Origin of the sequence: Microcoleus sp. K1-B1, from assembly GCF_036704705.1 — a bacterium.
Taxonomy (GTDB): Bacteria; Cyanobacteriota; Cyanobacteriia; order Cyanobacteriales; family Microcoleaceae; genus Microcoleus.
The window spans coordinates 33,414-47,206 of record NZ_JAUBSH010000026.1 but is presented as its reverse complement, the minus strand read 5'-3'; the positions used below and the strand labels follow the sequence as shown (position 1 = coordinate 47,206).

Sequence of the window (13,793 nt, the reverse complement as noted above, 5' to 3'; positions counted from 1 at the left end):
AATGTTCGCACTATGCAGAATATGGCGAATCACGCCGGATTGTGACTACATCCGGTATGGGTTCTCTATAAGATTAGAAAGAAAAGGATGGGAGTTTGAAGAGTAGTGCAATATGCCAGTCAGTCGAAACGAGTGTTTTATTCTTTGGTAATGATGTCGATCGCCTTTGGCGTTGACCTATATCAATCTAGTAGTTCAGTCGCTCAAACACCTGTTGATTACGTTTGCTATATACAGAAAAGTGATGGTCAAACGATCGACTTAGGTAAGCTTTGTGGACGTAGTAGCAGTGGTCGCCCGCTCGCTTTAGGGCCAAATGATCAGGCTTTTATTAATAATTACCAACAATCGTTGAGCAAACGGCTCAAGTCATCCTCATCCGATGCTGTGTCTCGCCTTCAACGAAATCCCCAAGCTGCTATCGAACGTGCGCGCGGGATATGTAATGCACTAAGTGGGGGAATGTCGATCGACTTGCTGCAACCTCAAGGCAATGCTGAAGTTGATGCCCTTAACGCTCTGGCTCCTAAATATTACTGCCCTGAGTTTCACGACTGAGCCAGGAAGTCTGTGTGGAGCGATCGCCTCTGCCATTACTGGCGCTTCAGCAGTAGGAGTGGCGGCTCAGATTGCCTCTGTGAGGTCAGTTGGCAGGTCACAGAGCAAGGAAGTAACTAGACTTTGAAGGGAAGGGGATACCATTGTAATGCGTTCCTGATGTTTCAAAATGGCCGCCTGCGTTAAAGGTGGAGTTAATAGAGTTGGAGGCTCCCCCACAGCGGGGAACCTTCGGCATTAATTGGTCGATCGATCGAAAATCCACCCGGCTGCTTCGTGTTCTTCATCAGTCAGGGGACGAGCTTCATCCATTTCTTGAAGGGCGCGATCGCAGTTTGCAGCCGCCTCTAGGAAAAGTTGATGTGTTTTGTATACCAAAGGTTTTTCCGTAGACAGCACTTCATCACTTTTATTTATTAATTCAATAAAAAACAACATTTGATTTTATCTAGCAGACTACTTAAAGTAAAGTTAAGTCTTTGGCAATGGGCCCAGTGCCAAGGCAGAAACAACAAGTTAAAGCCGATCGCGATCGCGATCGCTTGACAAATAATGGAGATTCTGCATGAGCGCGACAACGCAAATAAATCGGAGTGCCCACGGCTTAAAGCCAAACTGCCTTTCCTTTGGAGAAGTTTTAGCTCAATCCTTTGCTGTCATAGCACCTACCACAATACCAGCGTCCAACCTCGGCTTGATCGTGGCCCTCTCAGGAAACGGGGCTTGGCTGAGCTTTCTCATCGGCTTGATAGGCCTAGTATTTGTCAGCATAAATATCAACCAATTTGCGAGTCGATCGGCTTCTGCTGGTTCTCTTTATTCTTATATTGTTAAAGGACTTGGCCCGACTGCCGGCGTAATCTGCGGCTGGAGTTTGGTACTCGCTTATCTATTTACTGCGATGGCCGTTTTGTGCGGTTTTGCCAACTTTACGGGTACTTTCATCGGTCATTTAGGCATCCATCCGTCACCGATTACGCTGTTAGCGATCGGGGCGGGCGTTGCTTGGTATGCAGGTTATAAAGATATCCAACTCTCAGCTATGGCGATGCTGTGGCTAGAGGGGGCATCAGTGGCGGCGATTTTTATCTTGGGAATCATCATCTGGGCGCACAAAGGTTTTGCCCTGGATATGTCCCAATTAACTTTGGAAGGCGTAACTCCCGGCAATATAGCGACGGGACTTGTCTTAGTAATGTTTGGTTTCTCTGGTTTTGAAAGTGCTACATCTCTGGGCGACGAAGCGAAAAAACCATTAAAAAATATCCCCAGGGCTGTTATGGGCAGCGCTGTGATGGCAGGCTTATTCTTCATTTTGATGACCTATATTGAGGTTTTGGGTTTTAGCGGTACGAGAGTTTCTATTACGAATAGTGAAGAACCTCTGACTTTTCTAGCGCAACAAGTCGGCATGGGCTGGCTGGGAGAGTTAGTGGCTTTCGGCGCTTTATTTAGCTTTTTTGCTTGCGTGCTCGGCAGCATCAATCCGGCGGCGAGAGTGTTTTTTATGATGGCACGCCACGGTTTGTTTCACTCTTCATTAGGTGTAGCGCATTCATCTAATAAAACTCCCCACGTTGCAGTAACGATGTGTACATTCATGACATTTCTAGTGCCTGCTGTGATGTCTATGTTTAACATCAAACTGTTCGATTGTATGGGTTATTTGGGGGCAATTTGCAGCTACGGATTTTTAACGGTATACATCTTGATTTCGATCGCGGCTCCGGTTTACCTGCACAAAATTGGTAAATTGCGCGTGCGAGATGTAGCGTTTTCGGTTGCGGCGATCGCATTTATGATGATTCCGATTGCGGGAAGTGTGGGCATTCCAGGCAGCACTATGTTCCCAGTTCCTGAAGCTCCTTACGATGCGTTTCCTTACTTGTTCTTGATGTACTTGATGGCTACTTGCGGGTGGTTTTTCTGGCAGCGTCGGCGCTATCCTGGACTTGTGCGTTCGATGGAGCATGGTATTGACGCAATTCATGCCAAATTCGAGGAAGATAATACAATTTACGGTGGTGTTCGATTCAAAGCAGTATCGATCGACAACAACAGGTTTGATTAGTTGCAAGGCGGTGTTTATAGATGTTAATTTATCCGCAAAGACCGCCAGGGAATTAATTCCCTGGCTAATAGCAAAAGTCCTCTGAAGAGGACTAATAATTTCTTCAGTCCTCTTGAGAGGAGTTGAACTTTGAGGCGGGGGTTTTAACTCCTGCCGGATCGCGGAAGCAACCGCAAATACCGCTGAAATTAAGGAGACACAGAAATGAATGAATTACTAACAGCAATTTCTACGGGTATGACAGCTTTTACAGCTACGAATCTTGACGATATTCTGATTCTGCTGCTGTTTTTCTCGCAGGTGAATGCAGTATTTCGGCACAGGCATATCGTCTTCGGTCAGTTTCTGGGCTTTAGTGCACTGGTTTTGGCTAGCCTTCCCGGCTTTTTTGGCAGCTTAATCTTTCCCCCAGATTGGATCGGAATGCTGGGTTTGCTGCCAATTGCGATCGGGCTTAGCCGCTTGCTGAATCCAGAAACTGACGATTCGGAAGCTGAGGCAGAATTAGAGCAATCTGAGAACTCTTTTTTTAGCAGTTTTCTGTCTCCTCAAACTTACAGCGTAGCAGCGGTGACGGTGGCAAATGGGGGCGACAATATCGGGATATATGTGCCACTTTTTGCTAGCAATACTTTAGAAAGTTTGGCGGTGGTTCTCACTGTATTCTTCGGGATGGTGGGCGTTTGGTGCTACGCGGCTTATCGGTTAATTCAGATGCGGGCGATCGCGGATAATTTGACTCGCTATGGCAATCAGCTTGTGCCTTTTGTTTTAATCGGATTGGGAATGGCAATTCTGGTGAAAAGCGGCACTCTTGCAAGCCCAACTTTAAGTATAATATCTTTAGTTGGTTGCGGTTTCTGTTTGATAAGTATGAGCAGAAGTAACGCCAGCGAAACAGAGGTTTAGAAAAATTGCAGGGACAGCACATGAATTGGATTGCAGCAGCGATTATTGCCGGGATTACATCTTTTGCCGCAACCAATATCGACGATATGGTGCTTTCGATGCTGTTTTTCGCCCAGGTAAATGATACTTTCCGCCCCCGGCATATCTTTGTCGGTAAGTACCTCGGATTTGCAGCACTCATCGCTGCTAGTTTGCCCGGTTTTTTTGGCGGTTTAATTGTTCCGAAAGCTTGGATTGGCTTGCTGGGTTTGGTTCCGATCGCGATCGGCATCAGTCACTTAGTCAAGAGAGAAAATGAGGAAAATGACGTACAAGCAGTATCGGGCGAATTTAACCGTCAATCTAACTCATCTGCTGTGTCAAAACTCGCCACTCTTTTCAACCCCCAAACTTTGAATGTGGCTGCGGTAACAGTGGCCAACGGGGGTGACAACATCGGCATTTATTTGCCGCTGTTTGCTAGCAGCGATTTGCCGAGCTTGGTGGTGATTTTAGCGGTTTTCTCGGTGATGGTAGGTGTTTGGTCTTATGCCGCTTACCGATTAACTCGCCAAAGGGCGATCGCCCATATTTTGACTCGCTATACCAAGGCTGCTGTCCCTTTTGTCTTGATTGGTTTGGGAATATTCATCCTGATTGAAAGTGGTAGTTATCGGCTGCTCCCGCCATTTTAAATCTAACTAATGACTATGCAATGTTCTGCTACTTCCATCCCTCTCTAGGTAGATAATTTGCCATAAGTTTTAAGTCCGAACTCATCACTTTTTCCTTAACAAATGTTTCCTTAAAAAAGGCGCTAAATTGCTTGAAGTTTATCAACAAATATGCTAAGTTAATAATGAAGTGAGTGACCAAGCTAAAACCAGCTTCAAACTAATTTAGCCTCAAGTAGTCACGAAACTTGAAACCATCTTTTGAGCTAGCCAATTGCCAGACTTAGGCAACAATATACCTCTTGTCTCAAGAAATCCTGTAGTGGTGAATCAAACCGAGCTAAAAACTTGAGGATTAATCCCTAAAAGCTCCCCCAATCCCTTCGCCACTACCCCCCGCAGAGCGACTTTGACAATAGGTATAATGCTAAAAAAACAGATTTTTCGCTTCTGCAAAATTTGGTTTCTCAGGCAAACCAGTTAAAGAGATATCGTTTTTGCCTAAGTCTTAAAATAGCAAGCAAACAGAAAGTGGGAAAAAACCTGACAATCGAGAAAAGGAGAAAAATTGTGAAAATCTTCAAATTTGTTTTAGTGCTCTTGGTAATGGCCGCTAATTTAGTATTCGTTCCCCCATCCTGGGCCGACGCTCCAAAAACGCCGAAATATGCGAGCAATCCCGATTACATAGAGGTGACTCAAGCTCTAAACACTCTCAAGGCAGGGAAAGACGCACCCGATACCGCCCAGAATTATACCCCTGAGCAACTTCAACAAAAAATCGCTCAATTGGAGTTTCAAAAATACACTTTAGAAACGGGAAAACCTTGGGGTCAGTGCCGTAACGAGACAGGAAAAACCCTGGCTGTCTACGGCCCGAAAGGCAAAAAAGCCGCTTCTTCTACTTACGAGAATGGCCTTTATTTTCTAGCTGATGGCCAAACAACTGAACATAAATGGGATTGCGATGGAATTTATCTACCCAGCGATATCAAAGCAACCGATTTAAGAACGACCGATCAACCTTCAGAAGAATTGACGGGCGGTCTAGCTGTTAAGATAGTTGACGGAACTCAAGTTGTAGCCAGAGCTAATCCCGATACGGGGGCTGTAGAATTCAACGTTCCTACTGCTAAAGTTTTCCAACCTGGCGATGCTAATTGGTTTGTTCCTGATGTGACTCAAGCGTATATAGATACGCAAGTTCCCAACGCACCTACTGAGGAAAATGATTAGGTTTGGTGAAGTTGTAATGCGATCGGCGGTGTAAAGATCGGTGCAACGCAAAATCCCGCCGGGAGTTCTCCCGGCGGATAATCATCCAATCGAAAATATATCAGTTTACCTTCTTATTTCCCATTAAAATTAAAAGGTTAATCTATGCTATTAAATTGGAAATCCACGAAAGTAAATACAGAAAAGACTAAGCGACCCAATCCGTCGCGGGTTCGGGATCACTTGGCAAACGAGCGCACTTATTTAGCATGGATGCGGACAGCAATATCGCTGATGGGTTTTGGCGTAGTTATCGTGCGCCTTCGCACCTTTCATCCCCCTCTACTCCCAACTCCTGGCAATGGATGGAAGTTAGGTTTGCTTTTTTCAGCAGTGGGTTTGCTGACAGTGTTATTTTCAACTAAGCACTACTTTGGCGTCCGTCACGATATCGATTACGATACTTATGAACCTACGGATCGCTGGGTTATTCTTTTTAGCCTCGCGATCGCAATCCTAGGGGCTGGGGTAATTTATTATATGTTCACCGTTCCTTCTAGCTCATTTGGTTTGATGGCACCTGAATAATGGTGACGGTTTAATATGAATATTAAAGAGTTAGATCGCGTGCAATTATCGTTCCAACCGATGCAAGTAGATGATGAGAAACCAAAGCAGCAAAATCTGTCGCGGGCGATCGATCGATCGGCAAATGAGCGCACCTTCTTAGCATGGATGCGGGCCGCGATCGCACTCATGGGGTTTGGCGTCGTCATCATCCGACTTCGCGTCGTGCAAATGCCCGTACATTACCGTCAGGCGATGGGGTGGAAGTTGGGTTTAATTTTCTCTCTAATAGGTTGGGCGACAGTCTTAATCTCAACTAAGCATTACTTCACCGTTCGCCACCAAATTGACCACGATACCTACAATCCCCCAGACGCGATGGTTTTATTTTTCAGTTTTGCTGTGGGCTTATTGGGGATTGGAGTAATTTATTCGATTTTGGCAGTTGCACTGAGCCCAAGTAGTTTTGTAATACCCGATTGATTGCCAACAGGAGTTAACCATGAACAGCGATACAGTTGCCACGATCGCTTCCATTCTCATCTTAGGTGCTGCTATCTGGGCAGCATTCGCAGTGCTGGAGACTGTCGCGAAAATAGTCCCTAAATTGCTGGGCGTGACAGTCGCGATCGGGCTTTTGCTCGTTTACCTGCAATTTTACTGGGGCATCGATACTGCATATCTTTGGCAAACTGTCAAGCATTTGCCTGAAACTTTCAATTTCTCGATCGGCGCCTAAACTCGCACCAGCCAGCATTCTCAAAAACCTCTCCCTCATCGATATTCTTGTACCGCAAACAAAGTACATTGAGCCGATAGAGAATAAAATACGGTAAGTCGATTGACTTACTAGACATAACTCAGCTTTGGTGCTAAACTACGGTAAGTCGATCGAGTTATGAGCTATTAACGTGGAAAACGCTAAAAAAGTCAGTCAAGAGTACCAGCTTGCAGGACAACTCACCCAACAGTTGCCACAAGCTAAGGGCTTTAAGGAAGTCTGGTTTAAAAAAATCAGAGGCGGGTTACTTCTGGGAATTGGATATTTGCTATCACCGCTGTGTTGGTGGAACGACATATTTTTCAATCTGCCAATTGCCTACGCCTTTGGGTATATCTTTAGTTGGCTTTCCCCAGATTTACTGTTTCCTTGCACAATTGTCGGCTACTGGCTTTCCAATATTGTGGGAATTCTGTTGATTCAGCTAGGAACTTTAGATGTTTTTACCGACAAACCCAAGGAAAAAAACCTCAAAAAAGAGTTATTGACGGGTTTAGTTTCCTCAACCGCCTTCACTCTTGTCATTGTGGCATTGATTCATTTTAATGTTCTCGATACTCCCGATTTCTTCTCCGGCAAAGAGTCGGTTAACCTCAGCTCTGTTTTACCTGGGACTATCGTCACTTCAAGGTAGAAGGCAGAATATAAACCCATAAATGAATCGATGGGTTTTTAATCAGTTACACAGGTACATTTAAGAAAATCAGGGAGCTTTTACACTACAATTTTTGTAGTTTGGTTGAGTTGCATTTACTTACTTTTACCAAGATTCTTGTAGCTTAGACGCGGTAAATGTCAAGCGTGGAAAAGCAAAATTCCTGGCAACGCATATTGAAATGCAAGTGATATTTAGCCTGTGTAGCTGTGTTGTTGTAGCCGCCCAAGTTATCTATTTGTTGGTTGGCAGCGCTTAAATACACAGTTTTTGGGCATAACAGTGAACTACTTATTACTATCCTTTCTCAGCTTTTTCGTTGGCATTATTGTTGGTTTGACCGGAGTTGGCGGAGCGTCGCTCATCACCCCAATGTTAATTTTGGTTTTCCAAATTCCCGCATCAATTGCTATTAGTTCTGATGTCGTAGCGGCTACACTGATGAAAGTTGTTGGCGGCTTCAAACACTGGCAGCAAAAGACCATCGACTTGCAAATAGTTAAATGGCTGGCTTTGGGCAGCGTGCCCGGTTCGCTGACTGGCGTGTGGATTTTACACTGCATTAAATCTAGCGGAAGTCAAGACTTAGACAGGATATTGCTGCGCTTTCTCGGAGTAGCGATCGCACTAATTGTCGCTTTATCGCTGACCAAATTAGTGGTCACAACATTTTTCCCTAGTTTTAAATTGCCTTCGCCCGCTAAATGGGACTTAAATACTAATTATGGCCGTATTTGTACTGTGAGTGCGGCAGCAATTTTAGGCTGCATAGTGGGAATCACTAGCGTGTCTTCTGGTTCGATGTTTGCACTGTTGCTGATTGCTTTTTTCCGCCTGGATACTTCTAAATTGGTGGGTACAGATATTTCGCAGGCGGCAATTTTGTTGATGTTTACATCTCTGGGACACCTCAGCCTCGGAACGGTAGACTGGAGTTTAGTTTTGCCGATTTGGTTGGGTTCAGTGCCCGGAGTTTTGGTAGGTGCTAAATTCTGCCAAATTATGCCTCAACGCCCGCTAAAGTTTGTGATTTACGGAATGTTGGCGATGGCTAGTTGGAAGTTGTATCAAGTCTGAAAAGTAGGTAAAGTCAGGAGTATTGCTGTCAACAAATATGCGCTTTCGCTGCCGTCCGGCAGGGGTTTAAACCCCTGCCTCAAAGCTGAAGTCCTCTGAAGATGACTATTAACTCATTAGTCCTCTTCAGAGGACTTTCGCTTTGAGCCAGGGAATTAATTCCCTGGCGGTCTTTCGGGTCAAGCTGATAGCAATGTCGCAGTAATGACGCTCGCCCCTACTACAATTTAATAATTGCTGACTAATGATTCGAGTTCGCGGATCGTCGGCAATTCTAAATCTTTGAACAAGGCTGTACTGAGGTAGCGTTCGCCATAAGAAGGCTGCACAAAAACTATCAATTTTCCAGCATTTTCGGGACGCTTGCCGACTTGAATTGCGGCACACAAAGCCGCGCCTGCTGAGATTCCTGACAACAATCCTTCTTCTCTGGCAAGTCGGCGACTGTAGGCGATCGCATCTGCGTCGCTAACTGCAATCACCTCATCAATTAACTCTGTTTTCAACACTTCCGGGATGAATCCTGCGCCAATCCCTTGAATTTTGTGAGCACCAGATTTACCTCCCGAAAGCACGGGGCTGGTGGCTGGTTCAACTGCGATCGCCCTAAAACTCGGTTTCCGCTGTTTAATTACCTCAGCAACTCCAGTAATCGTACCGCCAGTGCCAACTCCAGCCACTAAAAAATCTACTTTACCGTCTGTATCTTCCCAAATTTCCTCGGCTGTGGTTGCCCGGTGAATTTTTGGATTAGCGGGGTTGCGAAACTGTTGCAGCATGAAAGCATCAGGGGTTTCTTCTACAATTTCTTCCGCACGGGCGATCGCGCTTAACATCCCTTCATGTCCCGGAGTTAGTTCCAACTGAGCTCCGTAAGCTTTTAACATCGATCGGCGTTCCGTACTCATCGTATCCGGCATCGTTAAAATCAGACTGTACCCTTTCGCCGCCGCGATCATTGCCAAAGCAATTCCAGTATTGCCTGAAGTCGGTTCAACTAAAATAGTTTTCCCCGGTTGAATTAACCCCGCATCTTCTGCCGCCTGAATCATGCTGGCCGCAATCCGATCTTTCACCGAAGCAGCCGGATTCATCCCTTCCAATTTTGCCACAATTTGAGCAACTACTCCTTCGGCTTGGGGAATTTTATTGAGCTGAACTAAAGGAGTTCTGCCAATTATTCCTGTAACATCCTTAGCAATTCTCATGGCTTAATTTCTCTCCCCTTAAATGTAGTACATGGGATGTGCTTGTTTGCAAACATCCCGCTGTTCGCACAAATCTTGTAATGTGTATTTCCCCAAAACAGCCCAAGATGCCTGTTGAGCTTCCTGCCAGATTTCTAGCACCGCAGTTTTTTCTATTGTTAGAGATTCCGAAACTTTTTGGGTCTGGCCACTGCCGGATCCTTCGAGTGTCGAAAACACCTCTAGCAAAGTAATTTGCCAAGGATCTTTCGCCAGCAAATAACCGCCTTTAGCACCTCGCAAACTCTGGACGATACTTGCACGCCGCAGCACGGCAAGAATTTGGTCTAGATAGCGTTCGGGTATCTCTTGAGAAGCAGTAAGTTCGCTTACTGTTAGGGGCGAATCCTTCGGGTAGTGGCTCGCCAGTTCCAAGAGCGCTAACAGGGCATATTGTACTCTAGAAGATAGTTCCACATTCCCCACTGGCGATCGAGTTTAAATTGTACATTATATAATAGTACATAATTCCGGTAGATGTACAGGTGTTAATATATTTTTATTACAAAAACGGTTGGAGAAATCCCGTGAGCAACGTAAATGTAGGTTTAAGCTGTCGGCACTGTCGGTATTACGAGCAGCACGGGCACAGGGGCGGAAACTGCCTGATGCTCGGCGTGGCGGTACAGGGTGGCTGGAAAGCTTGCCCATTCTTGGTTCCGCCCTTTGCATTGTCTTGGGAATACCCAGAAGCGGGTAGATCCCGAAAGTCTCAAATGTTGCAAGGAGCGAGTATTTTAGAGGCAATACCGCCCCCTTAAAGTAACTGCTAAGTAGGTAGGCGGATATATGCTGTTTCATCGTTAAGTTGATTCATACTCACCTACTTAAGGGTAGTCAACAGGTGCGAGATATCGCATCTGTTGGCAGTGAGAAGAAAGAAATCAATACAAAGAAAAAAACAAGTGCGATTGTTGCCCTTGCTTTTGAAGTTATTGACGAGTCGATGAAAAAATTTAATAAACGCACATTCGATACAAATTATCTGTTGCCCAGACCATTCTGAATTTGATCGAAGATTGTACCGTCACCTTTGAACAGGGACGATTTTAACAGAGCGGCTGATTTAAGAGAAAATACTGGCAAACCAGTTTTTTTCTTAAATGGCTGCAAGACACTATCTGCGATCTCATGATTCCGCTTTGATGCTTCTTAGTTCCTCTTGTTTTTCTCATATCGATTAAGCGCATAATTAAGTTTAATGCGCTTGATATAGGGCAAATGCAGCCTGATGAGATTTGCCCGGATAATCTATAAGATTTCGCTGATGTGGCAATTCTTGTTAATGGCAACAGTGGCAAGATTGAGAGACTGTTTTGCTAGCAGTTGGGCGATCGCACTCAAGGTGCGTTCGCCACCTCTCTCTACTTAATCTAATACATTACACTATTAAATACTAAATATCCATAGGAAAACAGTAGTTATTTTTTTAAGGCGCGCTTGGCGGGAAAACGCGACCGGCGGGTAGGGACAAAGGCTTTGTCTTTGTCCCTACCCGCAGGCCGATTGCCTATTGATGTTGGAAATTAATTCTCAAGTCGGAAGAGCGATCGCAATTTAATTCCCGCAACGCTGCCCAACAAAGCAGTCGCAATCCACAGCCAACCGTGCAAACTGGTTGAAGCAATACCGCTAAAAAAAGCGCCGACATTGCAGCCAAAAGCCAGCAACGCTCCGTAACCCATCATGAAACCGCCGCTCAAAACGGCTGTAACTTTGGGTAACGAAAGGTTTGTTTTGACGGTGAATTTGCCAGCCAAAGCCGCCGCTAAAACTGCTCCCAAAACAATGCCAAAATTCATCACGGAAGTAACATCAGCAAAGATGCCTTTTTGCAAGGATTCCAACTTGTCGGGAGTATTCCAAAACGGGTTATTTGCGGGATTCCAGCCGAAAGCAGTAGCAAGTTCTGCGGCCCACAAAGTAAACCCCCAAGTCACTCCCCAAGGCCTGCCGTCAATTAACAGTTTTACCCAGTTGAGAAAGGCAAGGGCAAAGGCTCCGGCAGCGAGAGACCAAGGCCCGTAAAGCCATTGATTCTTGATGTGAGATTGAGGAGTTTTAATGATAAAATCTGCTGTTAAGGGTTGCTTGCCATTGGTGCGATTCCACTGCCAGAGGGCGATCGCAATTAACAGAAATACGCTTAGCTGCAAGATGACTGCGGGCATCCATCCCAAAGTTTTTCCTAAAGATATCGGCGGCAGCGACGGCAAATGCCACAAATGTCTGGTCAAACTTCCTGCAAAAGAACCGATGCAAAAAGTCAGCAGCGTTAACAGCATTGACGTGCTGCCCCCGCCAATTGTCCAAAGCGTGCCGCAAGCGCAGCCGCTGCCCAATTGCATTCCAATTCCGAATAGAAAAGCGCCGATCGCATTTTGCCAGCCCACAGGCGCAACAGCCCCGGCTATTTTGTGTCCGAATGCCTCTCCTGATGCAAGTACGGGAGCAAAAAGTACAGTAGCAATTCCTAACATCAACAAGTGCGCTAAAACACCTGTAATATCGCGCTCGGCAAATAATTTGCGGTAAGCAGAAGCAAAGCCAAAACTTGCATGATACAAACTCGCGCCCAGCAAGCCTCCAATCAGAAATAAAACGCTCTGCCGCCAGCCGTAGGCGCTCAAACCGGCCGCACCAGCAGCAAATAGCGTCAGTATCAGAGCTAAGATCGGACGCTGCGATCGGGGCGGCGAAGTTTTTGTCAGGGGTGAAAAAGCAATTTCTGCGGTGTTATTCACAATAAAATACTTGACTCCAGAAACAACTGTAAAGCGAGGCAGAGCCTCCATTTTAGCGCTAAGTTTTTCGCGGGGAAGTCTCCGATTTTTCATCGGGTTGTTCGCTAGGAGTGCAAGCAACGGAATTATCTGCTTGTCGGTGCTCAGCTATTATTGTTGATAAACCAAAGCCAATCGAGCTGATTATTCCGAGCATTGATATCGAGATAATTGCTGTTTTCATTCTACCTCTTCGGTCAATTTTTAGCCCAAATTGCTGTTAACTACAGATTTGTTTTCTACACTGCTTGTTCCGGACCAGTTTCTACAGGTAAATTAGTCTGACTGTATTCAGTCCAAGAACCTTCGTATATTCTGACTTTCGGATAGTTCAGCAAGTGTTTCAAAACTACATATTGCAGCGTTGCTTCCCGCCCCGTACTGCAAGTAACGATGATGTCGCTGTTGCGATCGATCTTTTTAGCTGCCAAAATCTGCTTGATTTCGTCGAGAGACTTCAACTTGTGCGGGTTTTCAGCATCGGTAAAAGTCGGCCAGGGAATGTTGCGAGCGCCGGGAATGTGTCCGTTGCGCGTCCAGATTTTTTCTTCCCCTTGAAATAGTTTTTCCGGTCTGGGATCGATGAATGTGACGCCTGCTTTGCCAATTAAATTTTTGACTTCATCCAGGGTGACACGAATTGATTTATTGTCGCGCACAGTCAGTGTACCGGCCGCGTATTTTGGAAACTCTTTCGTCACAGTTTGAGCTGCTTTGTAACCCGCATAACCTCCGTCGATAACTGCGATGTCCGAGTGTCCCAATCGCTCCAATACGTAAGCAACCATTGTCGCGCCGAGAATGTCTCTGCCGTCGGAATAAACTAAGACGCGGCTGTTGTCTGTTACTCCTGCCCGCGACAGTAATTGCCCCAGTTTATCCGGCGTTAGATACTGTACTGGCAAACCACTGTCCGGCCCGCGCAAGGTGTTGTCGGCGATGTTGACTGCGTTGGGAAGATGCCCGATAAAGTAGTCCATTGGATTGGTACGGACATCGAGAATTCGCAGGTTTTTGTCGCTGGCGTTTTGGGCAACCCACGCGGGGGAAACGAATTGAATTTTACTTTTTGATTCCGCTGCTTGGGTTGGGAAAAATGGGAACAGAGGAATTGCGATCGCCAGCACCGCTAGGACGGCAATTAATGCCCCTATTTTGTTTCTTTTGAATCGAGCTTTCAGCCATTTAGTTTTCATTTTCTTTCCTCTTGCATTGTCTCTGTCGAAAAGCACAAAAAGCTCCTCGCTGCTAGAGAGCCCATCGCTCTCTAGCAATCA

General features: G+C 45.7%; 16 protein-coding genes. 11 read left to right on the top strand and 5 right to left on the bottom strand.

Annotated elements, in window-relative coordinates:
* The first annotated feature begins 105 nt into the window (after nucleotides 1-105).
* Nucleotides 106-558: a DUF732 domain-containing protein gene (locus QUA83_RS12355; RefSeq protein WP_333293444.1), complete on the top strand. Its 453-nt coding sequence runs from the start codon at nucleotides 106-108 to the stop codon at nucleotides 556-558.
* A gap of 237 nt (nucleotides 559-795) precedes the next feature.
* Here QUA83_RS12355 and QUA83_RS12350 read toward each other — a convergent pair whose 3' ends face one another.
* Nucleotides 796-996 carry a hypothetical protein gene (locus tag QUA83_RS12350; protein ID WP_333293443.1) on the bottom strand — a complete coding sequence of 67 codons (201 nt, stop codon included), beginning with the start codon at nucleotides 994-996 and terminating at the stop codon, nucleotides 796-798.
* Between the two features lie 127 nt (nucleotides 997-1,123).
* Here QUA83_RS12350 and QUA83_RS12345 point away from each other — a divergent pair, with 127 nt between their 5' ends.
* The 9 genes from QUA83_RS12345 (at nucleotide 1,124) to QUA83_RS12305 (ending at nucleotide 8,486) form a co-directional block, all read left to right on the top strand.
* Entirely contained in the window at nucleotides 1,124-2,629 is a 1,506-nt protein-coding gene (locus QUA83_RS12345; RefSeq protein WP_333293442.1) for an APC family permease, read from the top strand.
* Between the two features lie 204 nt (nucleotides 2,630-2,833).
* Nucleotides 2,834-3,538 (top strand): cadmium resistance transporter, encoded by a 705-nt coding sequence (locus QUA83_RS12340; RefSeq protein ID WP_333293441.1) that lies wholly within the window; start codon nucleotides 2,834-2,836, stop codon nucleotides 3,536-3,538.
* Nucleotides 3,539-3,558: 20 nt separating this feature from the next.
* On the top strand, nucleotides 3,559-4,212 hold the full coding sequence (locus tag QUA83_RS12335; protein WP_333293440.1) for a cadmium resistance transporter: 654 nt from the start codon (nucleotides 3,559-3,561) through the stop codon (nucleotides 4,210-4,212).
* A 549-nt stretch (nucleotides 4,213-4,761) separates the two neighbouring features.
* Nucleotides 4,762-5,427, top strand: coding sequence for a hypothetical protein (locus tag QUA83_RS12330; RefSeq protein WP_333293439.1), 666 nt, complete (start codon nucleotides 4,762-4,764; stop codon nucleotides 5,425-5,427).
* Between the two features lie 144 nt (nucleotides 5,428-5,571).
* Nucleotides 5,572-5,994 carry a DUF202 domain-containing protein gene (locus tag QUA83_RS12325; protein WP_333097514.1) on the top strand — a complete coding sequence of 141 codons (423 nt, stop codon included), beginning with the start codon at nucleotides 5,572-5,574 and terminating at the stop codon, nucleotides 5,992-5,994.
* A 15-nt stretch (nucleotides 5,995-6,009) separates the two neighbouring features.
* Nucleotides 6,010-6,456, top strand: coding sequence for a DUF202 domain-containing protein (locus tag QUA83_RS12320; protein ID WP_333293438.1), 447 nt, complete (start codon nucleotides 6,010-6,012; stop codon nucleotides 6,454-6,456).
* Nucleotides 6,457-6,475: 19 nt separating this feature from the next.
* Complete coding sequence (locus QUA83_RS12315) at nucleotides 6,476-6,712, top strand: hypothetical protein (protein WP_333293437.1); 237 nt, start codon at nucleotides 6,476-6,478, stop codon at nucleotides 6,710-6,712.
* Nucleotides 6,713-6,884: 172 nt separating this feature from the next.
* A complete protein-coding gene (locus tag QUA83_RS12310) occupies nucleotides 6,885-7,388 on the top strand; it encodes a hypothetical protein (RefSeq protein ID WP_333293436.1) in 504 nt (167 codons plus the stop codon).
* 303 nt (nucleotides 7,389-7,691) lie between these two features.
* Nucleotides 7,692-8,486, top strand: a complete 795-nt coding sequence (locus tag QUA83_RS12305) for a sulfite exporter TauE/SafE family protein (RefSeq protein ID WP_333293435.1) — start codon at nucleotides 7,692-7,694, stop codon at nucleotides 8,484-8,486.
* Nucleotides 8,487-8,713: 227 nt separating this feature from the next.
* Here the strand turns inward: QUA83_RS12305 and cysK are convergent, their stop codons facing one another.
* Together cysK and QUA83_RS12295 are read right to left on the bottom strand one after the other, a co-directional pair.
* Nucleotides 8,714-9,694, bottom strand: a complete 981-nt coding sequence (gene cysK / locus QUA83_RS12300; RefSeq protein ID WP_333293434.1) for a cysteine synthase A — start codon at nucleotides 9,692-9,694, stop codon at nucleotides 8,714-8,716.
* A gap of 18 nt (nucleotides 9,695-9,712) precedes the next feature.
* Nucleotides 9,713-10,150 (bottom strand): Rrf2 family transcriptional regulator, encoded by a 438-nt coding sequence (locus tag QUA83_RS12295; RefSeq protein ID WP_333293433.1) that lies wholly within the window; start codon nucleotides 10,148-10,150, stop codon nucleotides 9,713-9,715.
* Nucleotides 10,151-10,260: 110 nt separating this feature from the next.
* On the opposite strand from QUA83_RS12295, the gene QUA83_RS12290 reads away from it, so the two are divergent.
* Nucleotides 10,261-10,494 carry a hypothetical protein gene (locus QUA83_RS12290; RefSeq protein WP_333293432.1) on the top strand — a complete coding sequence of 78 codons (234 nt, stop codon included), beginning with the start codon at nucleotides 10,261-10,263 and terminating at the stop codon, nucleotides 10,492-10,494.
* 765 nt (nucleotides 10,495-11,259) lie between these two features.
* Here QUA83_RS12290 and QUA83_RS12285 read toward each other — a convergent pair.
* Nucleotides 11,260-12,570, bottom strand: coding sequence for a YeeE/YedE family protein (locus tag QUA83_RS12285; RefSeq protein ID WP_333293431.1), 1,311 nt, complete (start codon nucleotides 12,568-12,570; stop codon nucleotides 11,260-11,262).
* A 185-nt stretch (nucleotides 12,571-12,755) separates the two neighbouring features.
* On the bottom strand, nucleotides 12,756-13,712 hold the full coding sequence (locus QUA83_RS12280; protein WP_333293430.1) for a sulfurtransferase: 957 nt from the start codon (nucleotides 13,710-13,712) through the stop codon (nucleotides 12,756-12,758).
* Nucleotides 13,713-13,793: the final 81 nt, after the last annotated feature.

Coding starts and splice junctions, on each gene's coding strand:
- QUA83_RS12350 (WP_333293443.1), bottom strand. CDS start 996: ATGTTGTTTTTTATTGAATTAATAAATAAAAGTGATGAAGTGCTGTCT.
- QUA83_RS12345 (WP_333293442.1), top strand. CDS start 1,124: ATGAGCGCGACAACGCAAATAAATCGGAGTGCCCACGGCTTAAAGCCA.
- QUA83_RS12340 (WP_333293441.1), top strand. CDS start 2,834: ATGAATGAATTACTAACAGCAATTTCTACGGGTATGACAGCTTTTACA.
- QUA83_RS12335 (WP_333293440.1), top strand. CDS start 3,559: ATGAATTGGATTGCAGCAGCGATTATTGCCGGGATTACATCTTTTGCC.
- QUA83_RS12325 (WP_333097514.1), top strand. CDS start 5,572: ATGCTATTAAATTGGAAATCCACGAAAGTAAATACAGAAAAGACTAAG.
- QUA83_RS12320 (WP_333293438.1), top strand. CDS start 6,010: ATGAATATTAAAGAGTTAGATCGCGTGCAATTATCGTTCCAACCGATG.
- QUA83_RS12315 (WP_333293437.1), top strand. CDS start 6,476: ATGAACAGCGATACAGTTGCCACGATCGCTTCCATTCTCATCTTAGGT.
- cysK (WP_333293434.1), bottom strand. CDS start 9,694: ATGAGAATTGCTAAGGATGTTACAGGAATAATTGGCAGAACTCCTTTA.
- QUA83_RS12285 (WP_333293431.1), bottom strand. CDS start 12,570: ATGAAAAATCGGAGACTTCCCCGCGAAAAACTTAGCGCTAAAATGGAG.
- QUA83_RS12280 (WP_333293430.1), bottom strand. CDS start 13,712: ATGAAAACTAAATGGCTGAAAGCTCGATTCAAAAGAAACAAAATAGGG.